21 protein-coding genes are annotated in these 21,736 nt (G+C 61.3%); 8 read left to right on the forward strand and 13 right to left on the reverse strand.

Annotated features, from left to right (window positions below):
* Nucleotides 1–5: 5 nt before the first annotated feature.
* The 11 genes from FJ543_RS22390 to FJ543_RS22440 form a co-directional block, all read right to left on the reverse strand.
* On the reverse strand, nt 6–1,247 hold the full coding sequence (locus FJ543_RS22390; RefSeq protein ID WP_224682204.1) for a glycosyltransferase family 4 protein: 1,242 nt from the start codon (nt 1,245–1,247) through the stop codon (nt 6–8).
* Nucleotides 1,244–1,984, reverse strand: a complete 741-nt coding sequence (locus tag FJ543_RS22395) for a class I SAM-dependent methyltransferase (RefSeq protein ID WP_140877215.1) — start codon at nt 1,982–1,984, stop codon at nt 1,244–1,246. Before FJ543_RS22395 ends, FJ543_RS22390 begins: the two co-directional genes overlap by 4 nt.
* A complete protein-coding gene (locus FJ543_RS22400; RefSeq protein WP_140877217.1) occupies nt 1,902–3,281 on the reverse strand; it encodes a glycosyltransferase in 1,380 nt (459 codons plus the stop codon). The genes FJ543_RS22395 and FJ543_RS22400 overlap by 83 nt, the downstream gene beginning before the upstream one ends.
* Entirely contained in the window at nt 3,278–4,501 is a 1,224-nt protein-coding gene (locus FJ543_RS22405) for a glycosyltransferase (protein ID WP_140877219.1), read from the reverse strand. The genes FJ543_RS22400 and FJ543_RS22405 overlap by 4 nt, the downstream gene beginning before the upstream one ends.
* A 4-nt stretch (nt 4,502–4,505) precedes the next feature.
* Nucleotides 4,506–6,290, reverse strand: a complete 1,785-nt coding sequence (locus FJ543_RS22410) for an ABC transporter ATP-binding protein (protein WP_246678874.1) — start codon at nt 6,288–6,290, stop codon at nt 4,506–4,508.
* A gap of 2 nt (nt 6,291–6,292) precedes the next feature.
* On the reverse strand, nt 6,293–7,288 hold the full coding sequence (locus tag FJ543_RS22415; protein WP_140877221.1) for a glycosyltransferase family A protein: 996 nt from the start codon (nt 7,286–7,288) through the stop codon (nt 6,293–6,295).
* 950 nt (nt 7,289–8,238) lie between these two features.
* Nucleotides 8,239–9,360 (reverse strand): pyrroloquinoline quinone biosynthesis protein PqqE, encoded by a 1,122-nt coding sequence (gene pqqE, locus FJ543_RS22420; protein WP_140877223.1) that lies wholly within the window; start codon nt 9,358–9,360, stop codon nt 8,239–8,241.
* Entirely contained in the window at nt 9,357–9,653 is a 297-nt protein-coding gene (pqqD, locus tag FJ543_RS22425; protein WP_140877225.1) for a pyrroloquinoline quinone biosynthesis peptide chaperone PqqD, read from the reverse strand. Before pqqD ends, pqqE begins: the two co-directional genes overlap by 4 nt.
* Nucleotides 9,650–10,408 carry a pyrroloquinoline-quinone synthase PqqC gene (pqqC, locus tag FJ543_RS22430; RefSeq protein ID WP_140877227.1) on the reverse strand — a complete coding sequence of 253 codons (759 nt, stop codon included), beginning with the start codon at nt 10,406–10,408 and terminating at the stop codon, nt 9,650–9,652. The genes pqqD and pqqC overlap by 4 nt, the downstream gene beginning before the upstream one ends.
* Nucleotides 10,405–11,343, reverse strand: a complete 939-nt coding sequence (gene pqqB / locus FJ543_RS22435; RefSeq protein ID WP_140877229.1) for a pyrroloquinoline quinone biosynthesis protein PqqB — start codon at nt 11,341–11,343, stop codon at nt 10,405–10,407. The genes pqqC and pqqB overlap by 4 nt, the downstream gene beginning before the upstream one ends.
* A 116-nt stretch (nt 11,344–11,459) precedes the next feature.
* Nucleotides 11,460–11,555 (reverse strand): pyrroloquinoline quinone precursor peptide PqqA, encoded by a 96-nt coding sequence (locus tag FJ543_RS22440; protein WP_140620309.1) that lies wholly within the window; start codon nt 11,553–11,555, stop codon nt 11,460–11,462.
* Between the two features lie 734 nt (nt 11,556–12,289).
* On the opposite strand from FJ543_RS22440, the gene FJ543_RS22445 reads away from it, so the two are divergent.
* From FJ543_RS22445 to FJ543_RS22460, 4 genes are read left to right on the forward strand one after another with little or no spacing between them, the layout of a single operon-like run.
* The gene (locus FJ543_RS22445; RefSeq protein ID WP_140877231.1) at nt 12,290–13,510 is read left to right on the forward strand and encodes an ABC transporter substrate-binding protein; all 1,221 of its coding nucleotides are present in this window, start codon (nt 12,290–12,292) and stop codon (nt 13,508–13,510) included.
* Nucleotides 13,498–14,460 carry a PQQ-dependent catabolism-associated beta-propeller protein gene (locus FJ543_RS22450; protein WP_140877233.1) on the forward strand — a complete coding sequence of 321 codons (963 nt, stop codon included), beginning with the start codon at nt 13,498–13,500 and terminating at the stop codon, nt 14,458–14,460. Before FJ543_RS22445 ends, FJ543_RS22450 begins: the two co-directional genes overlap by 13 nt.
* Complete coding sequence (locus FJ543_RS22455; protein WP_140877235.1) at nt 14,457–15,182, forward strand: ABC transporter ATP-binding protein; 726 nt, start codon at nt 14,457–14,459, stop codon at nt 15,180–15,182. Before FJ543_RS22450 ends, FJ543_RS22455 begins: the two co-directional genes overlap by 4 nt.
* A complete protein-coding gene (locus tag FJ543_RS22460; RefSeq protein WP_140877237.1) occupies nt 15,179–15,985 on the forward strand; it encodes an ABC transporter permease in 807 nt (268 codons plus the stop codon). The genes FJ543_RS22455 and FJ543_RS22460 overlap by 4 nt, the downstream gene beginning before the upstream one ends.
* Here FJ543_RS22460 and FJ543_RS22465 read toward each other — a convergent pair whose 3' ends face one another.
* Both FJ543_RS22465 and FJ543_RS22470 read right to left on the reverse strand, forming a co-directional pair.
* On the reverse strand, nt 15,986–16,279 hold the full coding sequence (locus FJ543_RS22465) for a c-type cytochrome (protein WP_224682200.1): 294 nt from the start codon (nt 16,277–16,279) through the stop codon (nt 15,986–15,988).
* 101 nt (nt 16,280–16,380) lie between these two features.
* Nucleotides 16,381–17,124, reverse strand: a complete 744-nt coding sequence (locus FJ543_RS22470) for a cytochrome c oxidase assembly protein (RefSeq protein WP_224682199.1) — start codon at nt 17,122–17,124, stop codon at nt 16,381–16,383.
* A gap of 760 nt (nt 17,125–17,884) precedes the next feature.
* Between FJ543_RS22470 and FJ543_RS22480 the strand changes: the two genes are divergently transcribed.
* From FJ543_RS22480 to FJ543_RS22495, 4 genes are all read left to right on the forward strand, one after another.
* Nucleotides 17,885–18,376, forward strand: coding sequence for a DUF4142 domain-containing protein (locus tag FJ543_RS22480; protein ID WP_140877239.1), 492 nt, complete (start codon nt 17,885–17,887; stop codon nt 18,374–18,376).
* The gene (locus tag FJ543_RS22485) at nt 18,376–18,960 is read left to right on the forward strand and encodes a cytochrome b (RefSeq protein WP_140877241.1); all 585 of its coding nucleotides are present in this window, start codon (nt 18,376–18,378) and stop codon (nt 18,958–18,960) included. Before FJ543_RS22480 ends, FJ543_RS22485 begins: the two co-directional genes overlap by 1 nt.
* A 372-nt stretch (nt 18,961–19,332) precedes the next feature.
* Nucleotides 19,333–20,688 (forward strand): hypothetical protein, encoded by a 1,356-nt coding sequence (locus FJ543_RS22490; RefSeq protein ID WP_140877242.1) that lies wholly within the window; start codon nt 19,333–19,335, stop codon nt 20,686–20,688.
* Between the two features lie 127 nt (nt 20,689–20,815).
* Complete coding sequence (locus FJ543_RS22495; RefSeq protein WP_140877244.1) at nt 20,816–21,646, forward strand: DUF3883 domain-containing protein; 831 nt, start codon at nt 20,816–20,818, stop codon at nt 21,644–21,646.
* Nucleotides 21,647–21,736: the final 90 nt, after the last annotated feature.

The raw sequence follows: 21,736 nt of genomic DNA on the forward strand, positions 1-21,736 counted from the left end.
GTGGGCTACCGCGCGGTCAGCAAGCGATCAAGAGCGCCAGCAACCGCGCCGAGCGAAAAATTTCCCTCTATCCGCTTTCGCGCCGCCTGTCCGAGGCGCTCTCGCATAATCGGATCGTCGTAAATTTTCTTCAGCGCCTGTGCAATGGCCGCCGGCTCGTCCCTTCGAACAATGAGGCCGCCGGATGCCTCGCCGTTTGCCAAGATGTCGGGTAGGCCCTGTGCGTCGGTGGCAACGACCGGAAGGCCGCAGGCCATCGCCTCCAACGGCGCAACGGGCATACCTTCGGTGCGAGACGCTGTGACATAGGCATCCGCCGCCGAAAGCCAACGCCGTATCAAGGTCCGGTCCGTGGTATAGTCGCAAAGCCATCTCACATTCGGCAGTGCGGCCTCGCTCAGCAGCCTGGCAAAAGCGTCTCGGTCCTGCCCCGAGCCGATGATGACCAGTTCGGACGAAGCATCGCCGGAAAAGAGGGACCATGCGTTCAGGAGCACATCCAGCCCCTTACGGCGAACGTCGATGCGTCCGTGGTTGACCACGACGAAGTTCCCGCTCGCCAGACCGAGGTCTTGCCGCGCCTGCTGACGTTCGATCGCTGTCCACTCGCTGGAATCGATGGGGTTGGGGATATTTGCGATGTTGAGCGCGATGTGCGGGTAAGCTTTGGCGAGGCGTTCACGCTCCGCTGCCGATGCGACGATCAGGCCGCTGCAGGCACGGAGAGAAGCCTGCCTGGCGATCGCCTCTATCCAGGAGAGCGTCCGGTCGCCGCCCTGGAACGTTGCATAGAGCGGAATCCGCATACGGACTGCCAGCCAGGCAAGCGCATCGAACCGCGTATATTCATATTCCTGAACGAGAATTGCATCACATTGCGACCGGGCGAGCACCTTCCGGAATGCCGGGAGCGGCGTCGCGGACCAGCGCCGCAGACTGTGAGCCGCTGCGGAGTGACCTTGACGCGCACGCGCGCCGGGAACGATCCAGATCGGCGCGCCCGTGCCGGCATGGTAGTGGCATTCTACCTGCGAAGCATGCTCGGAAGCGCACACGATGACCGGCCTATGCCCGGCCAATTGCAGAGCGGAGGCGTAACCGAAGAGCCAGCCGCCAGTCATCTGTTCGACGAAATCCTTAAGCCGCAATCCTATCGGATCGAGGAATTCCTCCACGACGTCGCCCCATGGGAAGAGGGCGATGACGAGGGAAGAGCGGCGGCCCATCAAATGCCCCGAAAAATTCATTTGCGCCAGGAAAAAGCCGTCTCCGTGCCGCGTGTTGAGCGTTGGTGCAGCACGTATCCGACAGCCGTTATCGGCGCCGCTAGAGCGTAAAGTATCTTGCGGCGACGGCGTCCGAAACGAGAAAACGCGATGTCGTGAAAGAGTGCCGTCACCGGGTTGATAAATGTGGCGCGGCGTTCCGGCGCACTGTCGAAGAGCGCTGCGAGTTCGGGATCCCGGTAGCCGCGCCGGACGTGACCCCATTCCTGCATCAGTTCGCTTTCATGCGGGCAATAGGGCTTCATGAAGCGGAAATAAGGGTAATGCCACTCCGCATGTGGCGTCGAGACAAGAACATACCCGCCTGGGCGCACGACCCTCAAGGCCTCTTGTGCGGCACTACGGTCATCCTCGATGTGTTCAAGCACGTCGAAGAGCGTCGCCACGTCGAAACGGTCATTCGCGAAGGGGAGGTCACAGGCATCGCCGCAGACGAAGGTCGACCTCGCCCAATCTGGCTGGTAGTTGCCCAACTCGGGATCTAGATCGAGGTTAACGACTTCAGCATTCGGATAGAGGATACTTGCCATCCCGCTGCGCCCGCCTCCAATTTCCAGTATCCGGCCTGGCCCGTCGATCGCCGCGGGCGCGACGCGATGAATTGCGCGCATCTTCTCACGGTAGAAAAGCCCGTCCGTCAGAGCGTTTGGAAAGGGATTCCGGGACAGAAATTGTCCGAGCGGTGCCTTGCTGATCATCGGTTTTGTTCCTCAGCCAATTTGATGTTCGCCGTTTTCGCCAGCCGAAACGGACGAGGAATTGAAGACCCGCCAGCCAGCCTTCGACTTCCGCCGCGAGGATACTGGTCCTGCCGGGAGGGCCTTCGAAAAGCGCCTTGACGAATGTTCTCAAGAAATATGCGGGCAGCTGCTTCCCGATGCGATCGATGTTTCCGCGATCGCCAAAATTGTCATATTGCGTGACAAGAGCTGCGACGTGGCCCTTCATGTAGGCTCTTACTTGCCGCCTGAAGCCCGGCCAGTCGCGGCGATGATGATGGAAGACAACGGCGCGAGGTTCATACAGGCAAGTCCCTCCTGCGGCCAGCAGCCGGTACCATAGCTCCGAATCTTCGGAACATCCGGCAGCACCGGCGCCGAGGCGCTCGTCGAACGAGCCTACCCGATCGAAGGCCGATCGCCGGAAGGCCATGTTGGCTCCAGCGCCGATTTTCCAGACATGCGCTCCGCTTGGCCGGGTCTCTTCGAAGAAGCGGTGGTCGAAGAGAAGCGGCACGAAGGTGGACCCAAAACCGCCCATGTCGAACTGGAAACGGCGTTGGGCGATCGTATCGAGCCGGGCTGGCAGCACCAAGCCGGTCAGTGCCTCGATGTCCCGTTCTTCGAAGGCACGCGCGATTTCGGCAGTCCAGCCGGGATGGACCTCGACATCGTCGTCTGTGAACGCGATGATGTCTTGATGGCTTTCTCGGATGCCGGCGGTTCGGGCCACACTCAGTCCGGGGCGCGGCTCATGAACGTAACGGACGTCAGGGAATCGGACACATACCGGACGAGCGTTGGCGTCGCGGGAGTTATCGACGACGATGACCTCGCCAGGGGCGCTGCGTTGCCTTGCAATGCTTTGAAGACACACCGCCAGGGCGGGGCCGCGATCGCGCGTGCAAATTACGACTGAGATGTGCTGGGCCGACGCGGAAGACGCAGCCGCGAGGTCATCGAGGCGGTCGACAAGGTCCTCCGCACCGGTCGCCGCGGTCAAAGACAGCGCGGATTTTGGCGATCCTTCATAGGTAGCCCGCAAGGGGGCTCCCAGTGGGATGCTGCGGGCAGCCAATTGTGCTGCCGAAAATTCCGCCGCGAACTGCCGCAGACTTGCCTCGCTGTAGGGCAATTCGTCAGGCAAGGACGCTCGCATTCCCAGCGGCAAGTCCTTCCACCAGAAGATCGATAGCGAAGGGGTATCTCCCGCATCGGCGTCCGCATAGGGAGAGCCGAGATCGATTTGCCTGACACGGAAGGCGTCGCCATTCACCGGTACTGCTCCCGGATCCTCTGCACGCGGACACGTGAGCGATCATATTCGCCTGAAAGGCCGTAGATTCCGCCCCACAACTCTGCAATTCCGAAACGAAAATCACGACCTTGAAGCTTGCGCCCGGCCCGCGCCAGCGCTTTCAGCCGATCAAAAAACCACCAGCAAACCATGGCACGGTGACGTGCCCTGAGCTCTCCGTCGGTCCGACGGCTTTTGACAAGAAAGGCCATCATACCAAGTCCCCATGTCCAATATTGCCGTCTCAATTGGTCGATCGTGTCGCGGTGCTCGTGGTAAACGGCATACTCCGGTTCATAGATCATGGCCCGGCCTGAACGCAGCACGCGATAGAAAATGTCGAGATCGCCACCGCCAGGCAGCGGTGCTCCGGTATCGAGCGCTTCGTCGAAACCGCCCAGCGATACCAGCAGCGTGCGGTCGAAAGCCATGTTGCAGCCGGCGCCGAGAATACCAGACCCTACCGGGTGCAGCGCATTGTCGAAACGGGTGTTGTGGAATTCGTTGCGCCTGAAGCCGCGGCCAAATCCCCCCCTTCGTTCGAAAAAGATCTGGGCCTCGGTGTCCAGGCGAAGCGGCAGCACCAAACCCGTAAAGCCACCGGCACCCGGATTGTCCCGGCAGGCTTTGGCAAGCCCGTCAAGCCAGTTGCGGTCGACGACCACGTCATCGTCAAGATAGGCAATCAGGCCGCCCGTGGCTGAGTGAAGAGCGGCATTTCGTGCAAAATCAAGCCCGGGCCTCGGTTCGAACACGTAACGAACGTCCTCGAAGCGCTCGACTGCTTCGCGTGTGGCTGAATCCACAGACGCATTGTCCACCACGACGACTTCGACGCTCGGAAAAGCGGTTCTGTGTCGGATGCTTTCGAGCGAAGCCAGCAACCTCGAAAGACGTTCGGCGCGGTCCTTCGTACATATCGCGATGGAGAGGCTCGGCAGGGGCAATTGCCCAACCGGTCTTCGGCGCAGCAATTCCTGATCCATCTTCTCAACAAGGACGCGATCGGCGAAACGTTCATCGGCAATGGATTTCAGTCGCTCCGCCGACAGCATCGCGGCGGAGGCGAGCGCGATCATCTCAAAGCCGACAAGCCGGCCCTGCCAGCGGGCAATGAGACCAACGCCGTCGTGCTCTGGCGCAAGCTCAATCGGGGCCAGCGGACTTGACAGTTCGATGTCGGCAATCTTGTAGCCCATCGCCTTAGTTCGCATCCATGGCAACACGACCGTTTTGAAACTCGTGAAGTTTTGAAAAATGGCCCGCTCGCTTCAGAAGTTGATCCGGCGAACCAATCTCGACCACCCGTCCCTTGGACATCACGATGATCTGGTCAGCGGCCTGGACGGTGGACAGGCGATGCGCAATGACAACCACGGTGCGATCGTGCGAGTATTGCTCGAGGGCGATCTGGAACGCCTGTTCCGTCTCGCCGTCGAGCGCATTCGTGGCTTCGTCCAAAAGGAGAATGTCGGGATTGCGAAGTATGGTCCGGGCCAGCGCGATCCGCTGCCTCTGGCCCCCCGACACGCGCATTCCCTGATCGCCGATCTGCGTCTCGTAGCCCTCCGGAAGCGAGCGGATGAAATCGTCAGCCTTCGCAATGCGGGCCGCTTGGCGCAGTTCGTGCTCACCGGCGTCGAAATCGCCGTAAGCGATGTTGGCCGCGATGGTGTCGTTGAACAGGTACACCTCCTGGGACATCAGCGACAGCCGCTTGCGCCAACTGCGCAACTCGAAACCTGAAAGCGGGATACCGTCGGCAAGGACTTCCCCCGACGTCGGGTCCATGAAGCGAAAGAGCAGGGCCATGACGGTCGACTTGCCGGCACCCGACTCGCCAACGATTGCCGTGGTCTTGCCGGCGGGGATACTGAAAGACACATCCTGCAGCGCCAAAGGCCGATCGGGCGCATACCGAAAGCAGACATCGCGAAATTCGACGGCCGTCTTGAGTGCAGGCGCCGGCACATAGCCTTGGCTGAGAAACGGCGTTTGCGTTGTGCGCAGGAACTCGTCCACATCGTCAATCGCGCCCGCAAGCCCGTCCAGCGCAATCTTCGACTGCAGCAATTCCCGTGTGGGCCCCTGGAGACGATAAAGCAGTGACAGGAAAGCGGCGAGAGCCGCGATTCCTATGCTTGCGGATTCGGCAATGAGAACCAGTGCACCGATCAGGATCGTGATCGAGATCTCGGAGACAGGCCCGGGGGTCGCCCAAAGCATGTCGAGCCTCAACAGACGACGCCTTACCCTGTCCGATGTCTGAACGAACCGGTCATGCTCGTAGGATTCCTGTGCGAAGGCACGGATCAATTGCAATGAATTGATGCTTTCCCACATCCTGAGGCCGAACTGCTTGTTTTCCTCGACGACGGCCTTGCCGGTCTCGTCAGCGCGCCGCGTGGCCAGACGAATGGCCATTGCTCCGAAAAGCAGGAAAATCATCGAAAAAAAGGTCAATCGGACTGAGATCAATAGCATCAAGAGAACGAAGACGCCGAAGGTACAAAGGCAGACCATCAACCGGTAGGCCAGGCTCAGCCCTTGGCTGACCTTCCAGGTATTGTTGGCAATTGTCGTGATGATGTCCGTTCGCCTGTTCTCGACACGGTAGTCGATGCACGAACTTATCGTCTGATCGAAAACCCTGGATCGCAACCGGTGCGCGACGAGGCCGTCGATGTATCTGGTTACCCAGGTGTTGGCGAGATGGACCGCATTTTTGAGGACGATGCTGACGCAAAGCGCTCCGACCAGGAAGGCGGTTAGGTAATGATGCGGGATGGGCGACAGGAGCCTGTCAAATACCGGCTGCCATCTGCCGGGCTGTGGCGGCGAGGCTCCCAGGCTCTGCAGCAGCGGAATGAACAGAACGAGACCCGTACCTTCCAGAACCGCTGCGATCAGTCCAAGCCCCACCACGGTCGGCCCAGCCCAGGCTGGCGCTGCCGCCAGGCGAAAGAGCCGCCGCAATCGCACGACCATTCTCACCAGATGCTCTCTGCGTAGTGGGGTTGGAACTCGGCGTTCTTGTTTCGCATCCCTTTCACTCGGATTTTGACCCACCGAGGCACCAGTCTGGCACGGCAATAAATGTCCATCATTCTTGGCAGGCGAGAAATCGCCGTCCCTGGCTCCATAAGGAAGAGTTTCTTCATCAGGCCATACGCTGCCGAAAGCCGCCCGGAGATCAAGGCTCTTACGGCGAGCCAATGCAGCATGTCGATCAGATGATCGTCGAGATCGTCCCCGAACTGCGGGTACTTCTGGCGAAACTCGGCAAGGACAATTTCACAAGAACGAAGCATCTGCATGACATCGCTCGACATGTTGGCGTTCGTCATCCGGTAACCCACGAGGTACTGAGGGACGACGCGAAACTCGTATCTTTCGGCTATTCTGAGGCACATCAGCAGGTCCTCGCAGCCTTGTGCGTTCCTGGCCCTCAAGGAAGGGTCGAAGCCTCCCGCTCGCTCGAACGCGGCGCGTCGGACCAGCATTGAACTTCCGTTGCCAACAAAATTCGTCCTGCACATGCGTTGGAGCACGCGACCCTCGGCATCGGGCCGGTTATGCAATGAGAATACCCGGCCGTCGCCGTCTATATCGGCGAACCAGCAATATGCCAGGCCTGCCGAAGAGCCGCCTTGCTGTAAGGTGCACATCTGAAGCGCGATTTTGGATGGGGCCCAAAGATCGTCGGCGTCCACAAACGCCAGGAACTCCGCATCGGTGGATGCAACTCCACGATTGCGCGCATTCGCAACGCCGCCGTTCGACTGCGTTATCAGGCGGATACGGCTATCCTGTTCAGCATAGGAGGCCACAATCGAGGCAGAAAGGTCCGTCGACCCGTCGTCGACGACGACAATGTCCAGCACCTGGTATTGTTGCCCGCAGATGCTGTTCAGGGTCGCGCGAATCGTTCGTTCCGCATTGAACATCGGCACCACGACGCCCACCGTGGCATTGTCTTTGATCATGGGCCTCTGTTGTCTCCGCAAACAGTTGGCTTGACAGGCATTGTAACCGGGCGCCCGGCGAGCCTCTCCGCGACACGCACCCCCTGGCCTCGATGGCTCTGCCGACTACGCCGTCGTGCGGGAACCTGGAAGTGTGAGTCACGGCGGCATGCTGCACTGCAACACAAAATTACACCGCAATGCGCAATGTTGCTAATTTAATCATCTCTAAAGTCCGGTTTGCAGGATCAGTTTTTCTTACGGCCCGAAACAGCGCTTGAACCGCCAGCGCGCGCCGTTACCGCGAACGCCGCCGTCCGGCGCGGCGTCCCGCCCACCGCTAAGCTGAGATTGGCTGTTCAAGAGGCGGGCGTCTTACTACGCAGCCTTTAACCTGACCGGGATCCTGATGAGGTACTGGCGCGTCTTCACGAGCCAACCTCAGCGACCGACATGAAGCTCCGACCTGCCTTGCGACGCCAATGCGCGACGGGGAAGAGATCGGCACGGCTGCAATGAGAGACAGGACTCACCCGCAGCCGCACTCAAGCCGCGACGGTTAGCCGAGAGAGGAGGAGAGGGCGCTATGGTTATCTCCTGCGGGCGAAGGCGATCGCTATAGCATTGTTGGCTGCGTGGACTGGCGTCATTCGAATAGACGAGTAGGGTTCGCCATGGCACCGCATCAAGCAAACCCGCCGCGCGGCCATCGTTTCTGCCCGGGAAACGCGTGCTCCAAGGGGCAGCGAGGTGCGGGGCCTGCACCTAGGAGAGAGAAGGCTCGAGCCGGCCAAGCTGTCCGCGTGGCTAGAAGCGCGGAGACATCTGAGAGCGCTGCGTTCGCCCGAACGAGCCGAACCATCGGATGGCGACCATCCACCCGACGGTGATCCTGACGTCGCCCTGCGTGACCCTATGAAGGACCGGCGTTGGTTCACATCGAGTTCCTGAGATCGTTCCGCGGACCTATGTCACGCAATGTCATTCACGATTCCTATCCGGCGATAAATGAAAGCTTCGTCCCCTGCGGCATTGGCGACGTTGCGCCGGGTTTCATCGACCAGCGCAGCCATGCGCGCGTGTGCCTCCGACTTGATGCAGACCGGATCTGTCGCAGCGGCATCGCCGACAATCGCCAACGCCTGACATCTGCAGCCGCCCCAATCGATCTCACGCCGCTCGCAGCTTCGGCATGGCTCCTGCATCCACTCGGTGCCGCGAAAGGCATTGAATGCGGGTGAAGCGGCCCAGATGTCGGCCAGCGGTTTCGCTCCAAAACGTTCGAAGCGAAGTGAAGGAATCGTCTGCGCGGCGTGGCACGGCAATACAGTACCGTCCGGGGTAACCACTAACGCGTCGCGCGCCCAACCGCCCATGCATGGCTTGGGATATGTAGCGAAATAATCCGGCGTGACAAAATCGATGTTCATAATGCCGGCGAGCCTTTCGCGCGCGGCTGCGACGATGTCCGCCTGCCGGTCTATCGCGCCACATTCGGGCATCAGCATATCGCGATTGGCCAGCGCCCAGCCGGCATACTGCACGTTGGCGATCTCGAGCCGGTCGGCGCCCAAGGAAAGAGCCAGATCGATGAATTCGGGTACCTCCTCGATGTTGTGACGATGGATCGGTGCGTTGATGGTGAGTGGCAGCCCGGCCGCGCGGGCGCGGTGTGCCGTCTTCAGCTTCTTTTCGTGGCTGCCGCTGTGGTTGGCGACACGGTCGGTGGTCCGCTGACGGGCACCCTGAAAGCTCAGTTGCAGGTGGTCGAGACCGGCTTCGGCAAAGGCTTCGATACGGCCTTCGGCAATGCCAACACCAGCGGTGATGAGGTTGGTGTAGATACCGCGCGACGAAAGCGCGGCGATCAGTTGCTCAAGGTCGCGGCGAAGCGTCGGCTCGCCGCCGGACAGGTGCACCTGGAGAACGCCCAGATCGGCGGCCTGCGAGAACAGATCGAGCCAGGTCCGCGTGTCGAGCTCCCGATTGGCCTTCAGCAATTCGAGCGGATTGGAGCAGTAAGGGCATTGCAGCGGACAGCGATGCGTCAGTTCCGCCAACATGCCGATCGGAGGCAGGAGAGGCTCGCTCATAGTTTCACCAGAAGCTTGTCCGACCATTCCTGCAGGAAGGCGATGACGTCGGCCGTTACCTCATCCTGACCGGCGTCATAGTCGGCCGCAAGGTCGGCGATGATGTGGCCGACCGTGGATCTCCCGTCGCAGCGGCGCAAGATGTCGAGGCTGACCTCGTCCGGCCAGAAGACTTTCTCCGGCGAAAGCACGGCGAAGGCGCGCCGCACAGGGTCGTACTGGATTCGGACATGCTTCGGCAGTGACGGCGCCGATCGCAACGACACGATGGCTCTTTCGCGCAGTCCCGTCATGAGGCCGCCTTCGGGCGGAAGGCGCCGGGCGGTATGTTTCCAGGCGCGCCATAGGCATGTTGAAGTGCGTCGAGCATCGCCCACAATATGTCGCATTTGAACACCAGCGCATCGATCGCCTGCTGCTGACGTTCGGCCGTCTCGGCATGTTCTAGCACGTAGGCGAGCGCGAAGTCCGCGTCGCGTGATGCCTGTTCGGGCCGCCAGCTGAAATAGGCCAGCGTGTCTTGCGTAATGTAGTCGTATCTGGCCAGCATCGCCGGCACTCGTTCGCCGATGATGCGGGGTGAGAACATCTCCGTGAGTGACGATGCGACCGCCTCGAGCAGCGTACGGTTGGTGCAGAAGGAAAGGTAGGCGCCCACCGCGAAACGGGTCGCCGGCAGCGCCAGACGCTCGCTCCTGACCGCTTCGGCCTCGAGCCCCAGTGCGGTGGCCAGATGCAGCCAGCGCGCGATGCCGCCGCTCCAGCCGTCGTCGCCGTCATGATCCTCGATGCGTTTGCGCCACGCGGCGCGAAACGCCGGATCTTCGGCACGCGCCAGGATCATGGCGTCCTTGCGCGGAATGACGGCCTGGTAGCAATAACGGTTGAGCGCCCAGGCCTGCATTTCGGCTTTCGACAGAGCGCCACTGGTCATACTGTGATGGAAAGGATGTCGGTTGTGATAACGTTCTTCACCGACCTGCCGCAGCACGGCTTCGAACTCGCTCCTGGACAGGCCATCTTTCGCAGCCTCGTGGAAATCGCTCAAAATTCCATCTCCATCCCATCGCTGGCGACTTCCCAACCAGCCACTCTGACCGCCGCGTGTTCGGCAGAATTCTCGTCGAGAACAGGATTGGTGTTGTTGATATGGACGAAGATACGACGGCCGATTTTCACATCGGCTAAGCCGGCAATCGAGCCCTCCTCTCCAGACATTGCGATGTGCCCCATGCGCGCGCCGGTTTTCTGGCCGACGCGGGCAATAATCATCTCGTCGTCCGTGTAGACGGTGCCGTCGAACAGAAGGCAGGCGGCATCAGCAACACGAGTGCGCAGGGCGGCATCGATGCGCGCGCAGCCCGGAATGTAGAAGATGGCGCCGCACCTGCCGGTCGCAGTGATGCGGACTCCGATTGTGTCACCCCTGTCGGAACTGAAATCGGCGCTGGGATCGGCCTTTTGCTCGAGGTAGAGCGCGATCTTCCCAGGTACGGGAAAGCTGTCGACCACAACGCCAGTTTCGCGGCCATACGCGTCGCGAATCGCCAGTTCGCCCGTTGGCCCCAGCAGGCGCCGAGATACGATCGACGGATCGAGAACGTTGAAAATCGAATTCGCCTCCAGCGTCTCCAGCACCTGTGCTGTTCCGTAGATTGCGAAAGGCTGTCGTTCACGCAGGCTGAGCAGGCCGGCGACATGGTCCACGTCGGCGTTGGTCAGCACCACGGCGCGGATAGGCGTTGAGCGCGGCGGCGCATCGGCTGGCGGCTGCAGTTCAGGCGTTTGCGCAATCTGCTGGCGAATGTCGGGTGACGCATTGAAGAGAACCCAGCCTGCCCCGTCACCCGACACGGCAATGGACGATTGGGTTCGTGGACGAACGCCGGGCATCCCGCTGCGAGCCGCGCGGCTCAAACGATAATTGCAATTCCACTGCGGAAAGCCGCCTCCCGCCGCCGATCCGATGATCTTCACGAGCATACCATCGCTCCGAAGCCCTATGGAACTAGCAGGACGTTCTCAAAAGCAACCGCGTCCAATTTTCCTACGGACAAGGCATTGCATGCCGCCGTTGAAGGGCACATGCAATTTGCAGCCTACTTCTTGGGCGGATTTTCTGCGGGCAGGTATCGCGAAATCTCTAAACCGGCGGCGACCTGACACATGGTCGGTTTCTTCCAGATCTTCTTCATGCCGTTCTCCTCTTGCGCCAGCCGAACGGGCCGGTCACGCTATCGATGCCATTACCTGACAATGGGCACTCTTGGGGGCTACAACGTGTTGCTGCTTCAGTTGTTCCTTCATCACCAGCCCGGTTTTCGAATGAACCAGCCTTAACTTTCCTCGAACAGGCGTGAAATGTCGAGCCGCAACCGGTAAGCCGATTGTCAAATATGAATGCGGTCACGCCTCGTGCGTTTCACAGTGATGCATGCCAAAGGCCCGAGCTAGTCGGGCGGCTGGCGCATCGGTCCCTGCCAAAGAATCGCGCAATGCGCGTGTCAAAGCTTCAGGCCGGGTGGCCAGATTTCAAGCGCGCCGTAATCGCGCGTTGCCTCCGTGTCGTAGTGACCGGTCAAAAGCACCGTCGACCGACCGGTGCCGAGAAGGAGCATCGCCACAATTCATGATCGTTCCTGATAGAGTTGAAACGCTTGCAGAGCTAGACCAGCTGGGCGCAGGCCCGCCGGTAGCCGCAGAAGCGGTGAGAGCAGGCGTGCCGCTCAGGGGACCGGCTGCGACTTGGGACAAGCGCGGCCAAGGAACAATCGGAATTTCCAGCAGTTAGGGTCGGGTCGGTCCTCCCTCTACCGGTCCACGGCATGGAGCCCGCCCCAAATACGGAAATGGGGCGGGCTCACTTTGTTGGAATCCAGGAACATTCCTTTGTCCAAAACATTAGGGTCGCTTCCATCCTGGAGCGCACATGCCGATTATTGACGTCCCACTTGGCTTGCCCGCCTTGGGCCGAATGAGGCTGGCGCTGACATTTCTCGTGCTGCTCGCTTTGGTCGCGCCCGGGCTTGGCGAGCCCCAGACGATGGTGATCGGCTATCTCGGCGAACAGCGCAAACCGCCTCTGCCGCTCGGGCCACTGGACGAGGTCGTCACCGACGACGGCCTGCAAGGTGCCCGGCTCGGCATCGCCGACAATGCCAGCGCCGGCCGCTTTCTCGGTCAGCAATTCCGGTTGCAGGAAATCACCCTCAAGCCCGGCGAGATGCCAGCCGAAGCGGTCAAGGAATTCGCGGCCGCCGGCATCAGCTTCCTCATCGCCGATCTCGATGCCGCCGGTTTGCTGCAGGCGAGCGACGCTCCAGGCGCCGAGAGGATGACGCTGTTCAATAGTCGCGCTCCTGACGAGCGGCTCCGCCAGGAGGATTGCCGCAAGAACGTGCTGCACACGGTTCCGAGCCGCGCGATGCTCGCTGACGGGCTGGCGCAATATCTCGTCTGGAAGCGCTGGCAGCACTGGTTCCTGCTGGTCGGGGCGCATCCCGAGGACCAGGCGATGGCGGTCGCCTTTCGACGCGCGGCGACGCGTTTCGGAGCAGAGATCACCATCGACCAGCCCTGGACGTTCAGGCCCGCCAACGGGCGCGCCGATACCGGACATGTCACGCTGCAGACCGAGATTCCCGCTGCCACGCAGGTCAGCGACTATGATGTGCTCGTCGTTGCCGACGAGGCGGACGAGTTTGGCGCCTATCTCGAAGGCCGAACCGCATTTCCGCGGCCGGTCGCAGGGACGCAGGGTCTGGTCGCGACCGGCTGGAGCGCGGTCAACGAAGAGTGGGGTGCCACGCAACTCCAGGATCGCTTCCACAAGCAGGCCGGGCGCTGGATGCTGCCCAGCGACTACGCCGCCTGGCTCGCCGTGCGAAGCATCGGCGAGGCGGCAACGCGCCTGCACAGCCTCGATCCGATTGCGATCGGAAAGTATCTCCGCAGCAACGATTTCCTGCTCGCCGGATTCAAAGGACAGGGTCTGAGCTTCCGGCCATGGGACGGCCAGATGCGGCAACCCGTCCTCATAGCCGGACCGCGACTGCTCGTCTCCAGTTCGCCGCAGCCGGGTTTCCTGCACCAGCGCACGCCGCTCGACACGCTGGGCATCGACCTGGAGGAAAGCGCATGCAGGTTCTGATCGCGATCCTGCTTTCGATGTCCATCGTGGCCGGACCTGCCGCCGCCGAGACGATCTACGTATCGAACGAGCAGGACAACACGGTGGCGGTGGTGGATGGCGCCAGTATGAACCTGTCCACGACCATCAATGTCGGAAGGCGCCCGCGCGGAATGGCGCTTTCGGCAGACAAGAAACTGCTCTTCGTTGCTGTTGGCGACGACAACCGGATCGACGTTGTCGATCTCGCCAAACGGCAGGTGACCGGCCAACTTCCCTCGGGAGCCGATCCGGAGTTTTTTGTCGTGCATCCCGACGGCAAACGGCTGTTCGTCGCCAATGAGAACGACAATCTGGTCTCGGTGGTCGATGTCGCGTCCGCCAAGGTTATTGGTACGGTCGACGTCGGCGTCGAACCCGAGGGCATGGCGGTCAGTGCCGACGGCCGCTACGTTGCCTGCACCTCGGAGACCACCAGCATGGTGCATCTCATAGATGCTGGCACGCTCGACCTCGTCGACAATCTCTTGGTCGACACCCGCCCGCGCGCTGCGGCGTTCTCGCCGGATGGAAAGCAGCTTTGGGTGTCTTCCGAAATACGCGGAACGGTAACCGTCTTCGACACCACGTCTCGTGCTGAGACCGGCAAAGTCGAGTTCGAGGTCCCCGGCATCCGCCGCGAGGGCGTCCAGGCGGTCGGCATCGAAATGGCACACGACGGCGCCACTGCCTATGTCGCGCTCGGTCCGGCCAACCGGGTTGCAGAGGTCGACACCAAGACGCTGGCGGTGCGCCGCCTCTATCTCGTCGGCCAGCGGCCGTGGCACTTGGCGCTGTCCGATGACCAGAAGCGCCTGGTCAGCGCTAATGGCAATTCCGGCGACATCTCGTTCATCGATCTGGAGAATGAGGAGGTGGTGAAGTCGGTGCCGGTGGGACGCGGCCCCTGGGGAGTGGTGATCGGTCCATGAAGGCGCTGTCGCTCGAGGGCCTCGGACACAGCTTCGGAGAGCGACGGGTCCTCGATGCCGTGTCGTTCTCGGTCGCTGAAGGCGGAATGTGCGTACTGCTTGGACGCAACGGAGCCGGCAAGACGACGTTGTTCTCGCTGGTCACCGGCCTCTATCATGCCCGATCCGGCCAGATCGATGTGTTCGGCCACTCCATGCGGACCGATCCGGCCGCCGCACTTGCCCAGATGGGCGTGGTCTTCCAGCAGCAGACGCTCGACCTCGACCTCACCGCTGCCGAAAATCTGCGCTATCACGCCTCACTGCATGGGCTGGAGACCGGCATCAGCGAAACGAGATTGCGCGAGGAACTCGACCGGCTGGAGGTCCTCGACCGGTGCGACGAGCCGGTCCGTTCGCTATCGGGCGGTCAGCGGCGGCGCGTCGAAATCGCTCGTGCGCTGATGCACCGGCCGCGTATCCTGCTGCTCGATGAACCGACGACCGGGCTCGACGTGCCTGGGCGCCGGGCGATCGTGCAGCACGTACGCGCGCTATGCCGCGAACGAGGTATTGCTGTTCTCTGGGCGACGCATTTCCTGGAAGAGGTGTCGGCCGGCGACGACCTGGTGGTGCTGCACAAGGGCAGGCTGCGCTGGGCCGGCGGCGCCGGCCGCGTCGCCGCGGATCTTGCGGTCGGCAGCCTGGCCGATGCATTCGATCTGCTGACGGAGACGGCATGAAGACACGTCACGCGGTGCGGGCGCTGTTGGGAATCCTGCACAGGGAGATGTTGCGAACGCTTCGGCAGCGCGGCCGGCTGCTCTCGGCGATCATACGGCCTTTGGTCTGGCTCGCCATCTTCGCCGCCGGCTTCCGCTCGGTGCTTGGCCTGTCAATCACGCAGCCCTATCAGACCTACGTGCTCTACGAGGTCTATGTCGTCCCCGGGCTGGCGGCCATGATGCTGCTCTTCCATGCCATGGCAAGCTCGCTGGCGATGGTCTATGACCGTGAGACGGGCAGCATGCGCCTGTTGCTGACCGCGCCGCTTCCACGCTGGTATCTGCTTGCCGCGCGGCTGCTGGCGAGCGTCATCGTCGGTCTGCCGCTGGTCTATCTGTTCTTGCTGATCGCGCGTTATTGGGACGTGCGCCCGCCGGTTCTAGGCTACCTCGCCGTGTTTCCGGCGCTGGTCCTGTCAGGCCTGATGCTGGGCGCGTTCGGGTTGCTGGTATCGTCAGTTTCGACGCAGATGGAGAACTTCGCCGGCGTGATGAACTTCGTCATCTTCCCGACGTTCTTCGCCTCGACGGCGCTTTATCCGATATGGCGGCTCGCCGAGGCAGGGCCGGTGCTGGCTACGATCGCCGCATGGAACCCGTTCAGTTCGGCGGTCGAACTGATACGCTTCACTCTCTATCTGCGCTTCGATCTCGTTTCCGCCCTTGTCGTTCTCGCCTGCCTCGTCGTGTTTTTCCTGGCGGCAGTGGTCGGCTACGACCCCGGCCGCGGCCTGTGGTCCCGGCGCGGCGGCGAGGGCTGATCATTTCAGGGCGAAGAGGTAGGCAGCGATATCACGCGCCTGCTGCTCTGTGATCCCCGTCGATGGCATGGCCGTGTGCGGATTGATCTCCCTGGCCGCTCGTATCCAGCGGATCAGGTTCTCCGGATTGTTCGCCAGCACGCCGGCGATAAAGACCCGGTCGGCAAGGCTGGAATCGAAGCGCGGACCAACCTGGCCTTGTGCCCCCGGCACGCCGGGGATCGTATGGCATCCGGAGCAGCCATTCGCGATCGTGATCGGAATGGCGCGCGCTTCCAAGCCGCCGGTCGCCATGTCCGATTCGTGGCGAACACGATCGCGCCGGTCGGACCACAAGGTCGCTGCGGCGACTGCCGCGGTCAGCAGCAGGATCGCGGCGAGCGCCGCCCACCATCCTAGCCAGGCCGGAGCGCATGGCTTGCCTCCCTGATTCCGCTCTTGCTTATCCAAAGGCCGGCAAGCAGCAAGGCGGCTCCGCCATAGATCAGGCCAGCCGGAACCCACATCACCAGTCCGGCGAGCTGCTGGTCCTCGATCGGGGTTAAACCCCAGAGCGCCGCGCCGGCGGCATTCTGCGGGTACCAGAGTCTGGGCGACAACAGCAGCAGCACGCCGAGCAGACCAGTGTGCAGCGACGTGAAGAAGAGATGCATGACCGCGCTGCCATAGGCCTGCTGGCGGCCGGAGCGCGGCAGAATCCCCCACCAGAACAGCAGGGCTGTGCCGAGGAAGCTCGCATGCTGGGCGTAGTGCAGCACGCCCTGCTGAAGCGCTGCCTCGAACAGGACGGGAACGTGCCAGATCCAGATCGCGATGCCGTGGATGGCGGTTGCGTTGAGGGGGCGGCTGGCAACGGTCCAGATCGCCTGGAGAGTCCTGCCGTGCGTGAGCCCTCCCGTCCCTCGGCGAAGTGCAGCCGGCAATGCCCATATCAGGGCTGCGCCGGGGCAGGCGGCGACAAGGAGCGGCGCCGCTACCGCCATCAGCAGTTCATGCTCGATCATGTGGGCGGCAAACACCCGTTCGCCAAGCGCATGGATTGGGCTGACCAGCGCTCCCGTCAGCACGCCCCAGCCGGCGGCGAAGAAAAGCGCCACCACCGGCATCACGGCCAGGAAGCATTCTACAACAACGGCCATCGCTCGTGGCGGCACCGTCACCACCGACGGACACCGTCGCCGTCACCAGTTCGATGCACCGTCACCACCACAATCCGCCCTGTCGTCATCCAGCAGGACGACTGATCGCTCTGCGATCCGGCTCCATGCGTCAAGGCGAGGAGCCGGATCAACCGTGTCGAAGAGGAAACACTCCGGCGGCCGGTTCACATCAAACCCCGACCCGCAAGAACAGAAGGGCTCCGCCTTAGCAGGCTCTCAAGCAGGCGCACGCCAATCTGGTCGACACGCAGGGCGCCTACCAGCGGGCCGAGGATCTCTTCAGGTCAGGATTCGGCACGAACCAAGCCCCCGACGGGGCCACCAACCTCGCAGCCGGGCGGGAGCGGCTATGTGATGGCGGAAACTTAACTCAATCAAGCGAAGGCGAACCTCGCCACTGCCCAGGCACGTCTGGGCTACGCCACGACAAAGTCGCCGCACGACGATATCCTGATCACACGCAACGTCGAGCCTGAGCGGCGCTGCTCGTTCTCGCGCCGGCCGGAGAGATGCAACCGGTGCTGCAGATGGATGAGAAAAAATCTGGGGGCCTCCTGAGCTGGGACAGGGCGCGCGCGGGTTTTTTGTGTTTGAGCGTGGTGGCCGGTGTTTCTCCCTCTGACGTCGCTCCTCACTCCTGACCGTCACGACCCTTGGGGCGTTTTTTTGGCGGTTGATGGAACAAGGATCGTGAGCATCCGTTCGGGTCGGCTCGTAGCTCTCCGAAAGGCTCTCTGTCATGACCACACATCGCATCTTCGCTGCCGTAGCATTCGCAGCCGGCATCATTGCCAGCAACCAGGCACTCGCCAAAAGCGATACAGATTTTCTGACCGACACCATCAAAGGCGACAATTCCGAAGTCGCTCTTGGTACCCTTGCCAGGCAGAAGGGCGACAGCAAAGGCGTCAAGGCATTCGGCCAAACGCTCGTAAAAGACCATGGCAAGGCCAAGAAGCAGGCACTGGCGGTCGGCAAGAAACTGGGTGTTGCTGAAACCGACGATCTCACCGACGAAGCGACGGCCGAGATGACGAAGCTGAACGGACTTTCGGGGGCGGCTTTCGATCAGGAGTTTACAACCTACATGGTGTCAGACCACCAGAAGGATATCGCCGAGTTCCGGGATGAGGCGAAGACCGGCAGCAGCAAGGTCGCTAAGCTCGCCAAGAAGACCTTGCCAACACTTGAGAAGCACTTGAAAATTGCGCAGTCGCTGGCCAAACCGTGATGAGCGAGTCCGGCGTCGAAAGTCGGACGATCGAACTGGAATACTACGACCGGCCGACACTCTGGTTTCATTGGCTGACGGTGGTTTTCGTCGTCCTGTTGTTCGGTACTTCGCTGGTATGGAACTACGTCACGCCGCGTGACCGAACTTGGCGCCCCCTCTTGGAGGGCACTCATGTCTCACTCGGGATCCTGTTCGCCGGCCTAATTCTAGTCCGGATCGTCTGGCGGCTGACAGGAGGCCGGCAGTTGACGCCAGAGGTCGGACTTTCGGGAACGCTCTCCCAGCTGATGTACATCGTCCTATATGTTTTGCTTGCCGCAGAGAGCATGCTGGGCTTCGTATTGCGATGGGCCCAGGGCGAGGAGTTTACGTTCTTCGGACTGTTCACGATTCCTGCCTTGATGGCGCAGAATCGAGACCTCGCCCACACTTTCGAAGAGCTTCACAACTATGTCGGATGGGCGATTGTCATCTTGGCGGCAGGGCACGCCATCGCGGCGCTCGTTCACCATTACGTTTTGCGGGATAAGGTTTTTGGCAGAATGTGGGTTCGTCGTCAGGAGACGACTAGGGGCAGGTAGCTTCCGTCCGCAGGTCACAAAAGGCGGACACGGTTTTGGAGGTATCGTGCACCGGATCGACGGTAAGCCGCTGGTGCTAGGGCCGCGCGCGGCCGCGCTGCTTGATATGCCTGGAGAAGGCCAGTCCGACGGCGCGGGATAGAATCCGGTCCCCGCAACCAATTCTATCATAAATCAATAACCGTCCCGGTCTGACCGGGGCGGTTTTTGCGTTTGAAAGAAACGAAGACTTTCATCCTCCAGCCATCTGATCGCGGCAGTATCCATCCGTCTTCACCGGTCCTCCTGCACGCTCAACAGCACGGTCGCCCAATCGCTTTTGAAAGCGATCCCTATGAGTGACATATGGGACGACCGGCAGGAGGCACTTGCATGACACGACGAGAATTCTCCCGCGAGGAACTCTTCGCGCTGGTCTGGGAAAGGCCGACCAGTGAGATCGCAAAGGAGCTCGGCATCTCCGATGTGGCACTCGCCAAGCTTTGCAGGCGCCTGCAGGTCCCCAAGCCACCTCGAGGCTATTGGGCCAAGGTTCAGGCAGGAGGTGGTCCCCGGCGCCCACCGTTGGGTGCCTTCCGCGATGAGATCGATCGGCGCCGGCGTGAAACCGCGCGCATCAAAGCAGCCGGAACTCTCTCCAATCTTCAACAGCAATTCTACAGCGCCGCTATAACCGACCTGAAGGCGCAAGGCGTCGACGTTACTGCGGTTACCGGAAACAGGCTCCCGGATCTCGATCCGAACCTCGCGGCGCAACTTTTGCTGCTGATCCAGAACCGCGCTCACGAGTGGATCAAGCAGGGAAAGATCGACGCCCGATGGAGCCACTCGCTGCAGGGAAGCGCTGCGAGTCTCGTCGGAAAGCTGCTTCCATTCGCCCGACCCCAGCTTCTCATGTTCGAGAGCGAGCAAAGAAACCGGTTGTCGAGCGGGAACGGTCCCGCCGTTCTTGTCCGCCTGACCGCTCCTTTACAGGAGCGGATTGCCTCTCTGGTGCGCATGGTTCGCGAACATCAGCTCCACCATGTTGTCATGCCGCTGACGTCGGCTGACCATTCCTGGTCTGCCCGCTACATCCACACTCCGGATTCGCGAATGCTTCTGGACAGCACCCTCTGCATCTCCGCCTCAGAAATTTGGGTCGAAAGCACGCGACGCGCGTGGAGAGAGGAAGATCCGCCTGACCGCATCGGTACCGCAAGATTGGCGCTGCGCGAAATCATGCCAATCGACTACATTCCCACTCGTGAATTACCCTTGCCTCCTTCCATCACGAGAGCGACCGTTGCGCCCTACCGGGGTAGGCTCCAAGCACTGATGGACGCGGAGCAGGTGTGCGAAATGCTGTCTGGAGCGGCTCGCGCGATGGAGCGAAACGTTCCTAACGATACCCTCGCGCTGGCCGACAGAATCTGGTTCGGCGTCGAACGCCCGTTTCGGTCAGCTCGCGATGCCTGGTCGCGAATCGAAGAAGAGCTGGAGCAATGGGAGACGGAGCTTGAGGCCGAACGTTCGGCAGTGGCAAAATCAATCCTCGGGATCGATATCGGTGACATCGTGACTGGGCAGGTTCAAGGCCGCATCGTTCGCATCTCTGTAACGAGCACGGCCGTTTACTCCACTGAGAAAGGCATCATCTTTGTGGTCGACGGAACACGCTTCCGGAAGGACGGCACGCTCGGCAAGCAGCAGGACGCGATCAGGCTTTATTTTGCAAATGACGTGTAGACGGCCTTGCATGCCCCAAGAAGGCGACCCCTCCGCGATCGTACACATACACTGGACTGGTCGTGGTGCGGCAGCTGCTGTAATGATAATTTTTTGATACTTCTTCGCTAGTTGTAGCTCGTTTCCAATGCCGGTTGACTGGTCGGACGAACAGAATGACGCAATCGTCGCGAACTATTTCGCGATGCTGGCTCACGACATCGCCGGGCTGCCCTACAGCAAGGCCAGCCACAATCGTTTCCTCCAAGCTGCGATCGGCCGCCCGCGCGGCTCGATAGAGTACAAGCACCAGAATGTTAGCGCGGTCCTCAAGGGACTCGGAGAAACTTGGATACCCGGCTACAAGCCGGCCTTTAACTTCCAGGCGTCGCTCGTCGACGCGGTGGTGAGATGGCTCGATCGTCACCCGGAGTGGCTTGTGCCTGCTGCGCCTCACCCGCAGTCAGCCTTGCAAGAGGAGACGATGCTGTGGATCGGGCCGCCGCCAACGCACAGCAATGCTCCGCCGCCCGACGAGACCGAGCAGATGGCCGCTATGGCCCGCAAGTACGATGTCGCCCAGCGGGACGCCCAGAACCGGGCGCTCGGCCGCGCGGGAGAGGAGCGCATCCTTGCCCATGAGCGCGCTAGCCTGCTTGCTGCTGGACGAACCGACCTTGCCAATCACATTCGCTGGGTGTCGCACGTCGACGGCGACGGGGTGGGCTATGATATTCGGAGCTTCGAAGTAGATGGCAGCGATCGCCTGATTGAGGTGAAGACGACAAATGGCTGGGAGCGCACACCGTTCCACATTACGCGAAACGAACTGATGGCCTCCGATCGTCATCGCAACGACTGGCTGCTGATGAGGCTGTGGAACTTCACTCGCGAACCCCGGGCATTCGAACTGCGGCCACCGCTTGAGGCCCATGTGAGTTTAACGGCGAGTATCTACCGAGCGAGCTTCCTTCGATGACCAGAAGCGGCCACTTGACTATTGAGAGCAAGCGAAAAGCAGACAGCACTAAACCGACAAAATCGTCTTGCATCCACTGATCTGGATGCG

Source organism: Mesorhizobium sp. B2-5-7 (genome assembly GCF_006440875.1).
Classification (GTDB): domain Bacteria; phylum Pseudomonadota; class Alphaproteobacteria; order Rhizobiales; family Rhizobiaceae; genus Mesorhizobium; species Mesorhizobium australicum.

What these genes read in the sequence shown, in the direction of transcription:
- pqqB (WP_140877229.1), bottom strand. Translation starts at nt 11,343, where the DNA reads ATGCTCGTGAAGATCATCGGATCGGCGGCGGGAGGCGGCTTTCCGCAG.
- pqqD (WP_140877225.1), bottom strand. Translation starts at nt 9,653, where the DNA reads ATGACGGGACTGCGCGAAAGAGCCATCGTGTCGTTGCGATCGGCGCCG.
- FJ543_RS22410 (WP_246678874.1), bottom strand. Translation starts at nt 6,290, where the DNA reads ATGGTCGTGCGATTGCGGCGGCTCTTTCGCCTGGCGGCAGCGCCAGCC.
- FJ543_RS22450 (WP_140877233.1), top strand. Translation starts at nt 13,498, where the DNA reads ATGCAGGTTCTGATCGCGATCCTGCTTTCGATGTCCATCGTGGCCGGA.
- FJ543_RS22460 (WP_140877237.1), top strand. Translation starts at nt 15,179, where the DNA reads ATGAAGACACGTCACGCGGTGCGGGCGCTGTTGGGAATCCTGCACAGG.
- FJ543_RS22445 (WP_140877231.1), top strand. Translation starts at nt 12,290, where the DNA reads ATGCCGATTATTGACGTCCCACTTGGCTTGCCCGCCTTGGGCCGAATG.
- FJ543_RS22470 (WP_224682199.1), bottom strand. Translation starts at nt 17,124, where the DNA reads ATGGCCGTTGTTGTAGAATGCTTCCTGGCCGTGATGCCGGTGGTGGCG.
- FJ543_RS22390 (WP_224682204.1), bottom strand. Translation starts at nt 1,247, where the DNA reads ATGAATTTTTCGGGGCATTTGATGGGCCGCCGCTCTTCCCTCGTCATC.
- FJ543_RS22405 (WP_140877219.1), bottom strand. Translation starts at nt 4,501, where the DNA reads ATGGGCTACAAGATTGCCGACATCGAACTGTCAAGTCCGCTGGCCCCG.
- FJ543_RS22440 (WP_140620309.1), bottom strand. Translation starts at nt 11,555, where the DNA reads ATGAAGAAGATCTGGAAGAAACCGACCATGTGTCAGGTCGCCGCCGGT.
- FJ543_RS22495 (WP_140877244.1), top strand. Translation starts at nt 20,816, where the DNA reads ATGCCGGTTGACTGGTCGGACGAACAGAATGACGCAATCGTCGCGAAC.
- FJ543_RS22490 (WP_140877242.1), top strand. Translation starts at nt 19,333, where the DNA reads ATGACACGACGAGAATTCTCCCGCGAGGAACTCTTCGCGCTGGTCTGG.
- FJ543_RS22455 (WP_140877235.1), top strand. Translation starts at nt 14,457, where the DNA reads ATGAAGGCGCTGTCGCTCGAGGGCCTCGGACACAGCTTCGGAGAGCGA.
- FJ543_RS22415 (WP_140877221.1), bottom strand. Translation starts at nt 7,288, where the DNA reads ATGATCAAAGACAATGCCACGGTGGGCGTCGTGGTGCCGATGTTCAAT.
- FJ543_RS22395 (WP_140877215.1), bottom strand. Translation starts at nt 1,984, where the DNA reads ATGATCAGCAAGGCACCGCTCGGACAATTTCTGTCCCGGAATCCCTTT.
- FJ543_RS22485 (WP_140877241.1), top strand. Translation starts at nt 18,376, where the DNA reads ATGAGCGAGTCCGGCGTCGAAAGTCGGACGATCGAACTGGAATACTAC.
- FJ543_RS22465 (WP_224682200.1), bottom strand. Translation starts at nt 16,279, where the DNA reads ATGGCGACCGGCGGCTTGGAAGCGCGCGCCATTCCGATCACGATCGCG.
- FJ543_RS22480 (WP_140877239.1), top strand. Translation starts at nt 17,885, where the DNA reads ATGACCACACATCGCATCTTCGCTGCCGTAGCATTCGCAGCCGGCATC.
- pqqE (WP_140877223.1), bottom strand. Translation starts at nt 9,360, where the DNA reads ATGAGCGAGCCTCTCCTGCCTCCGATCGGCATGTTGGCGGAACTGACG.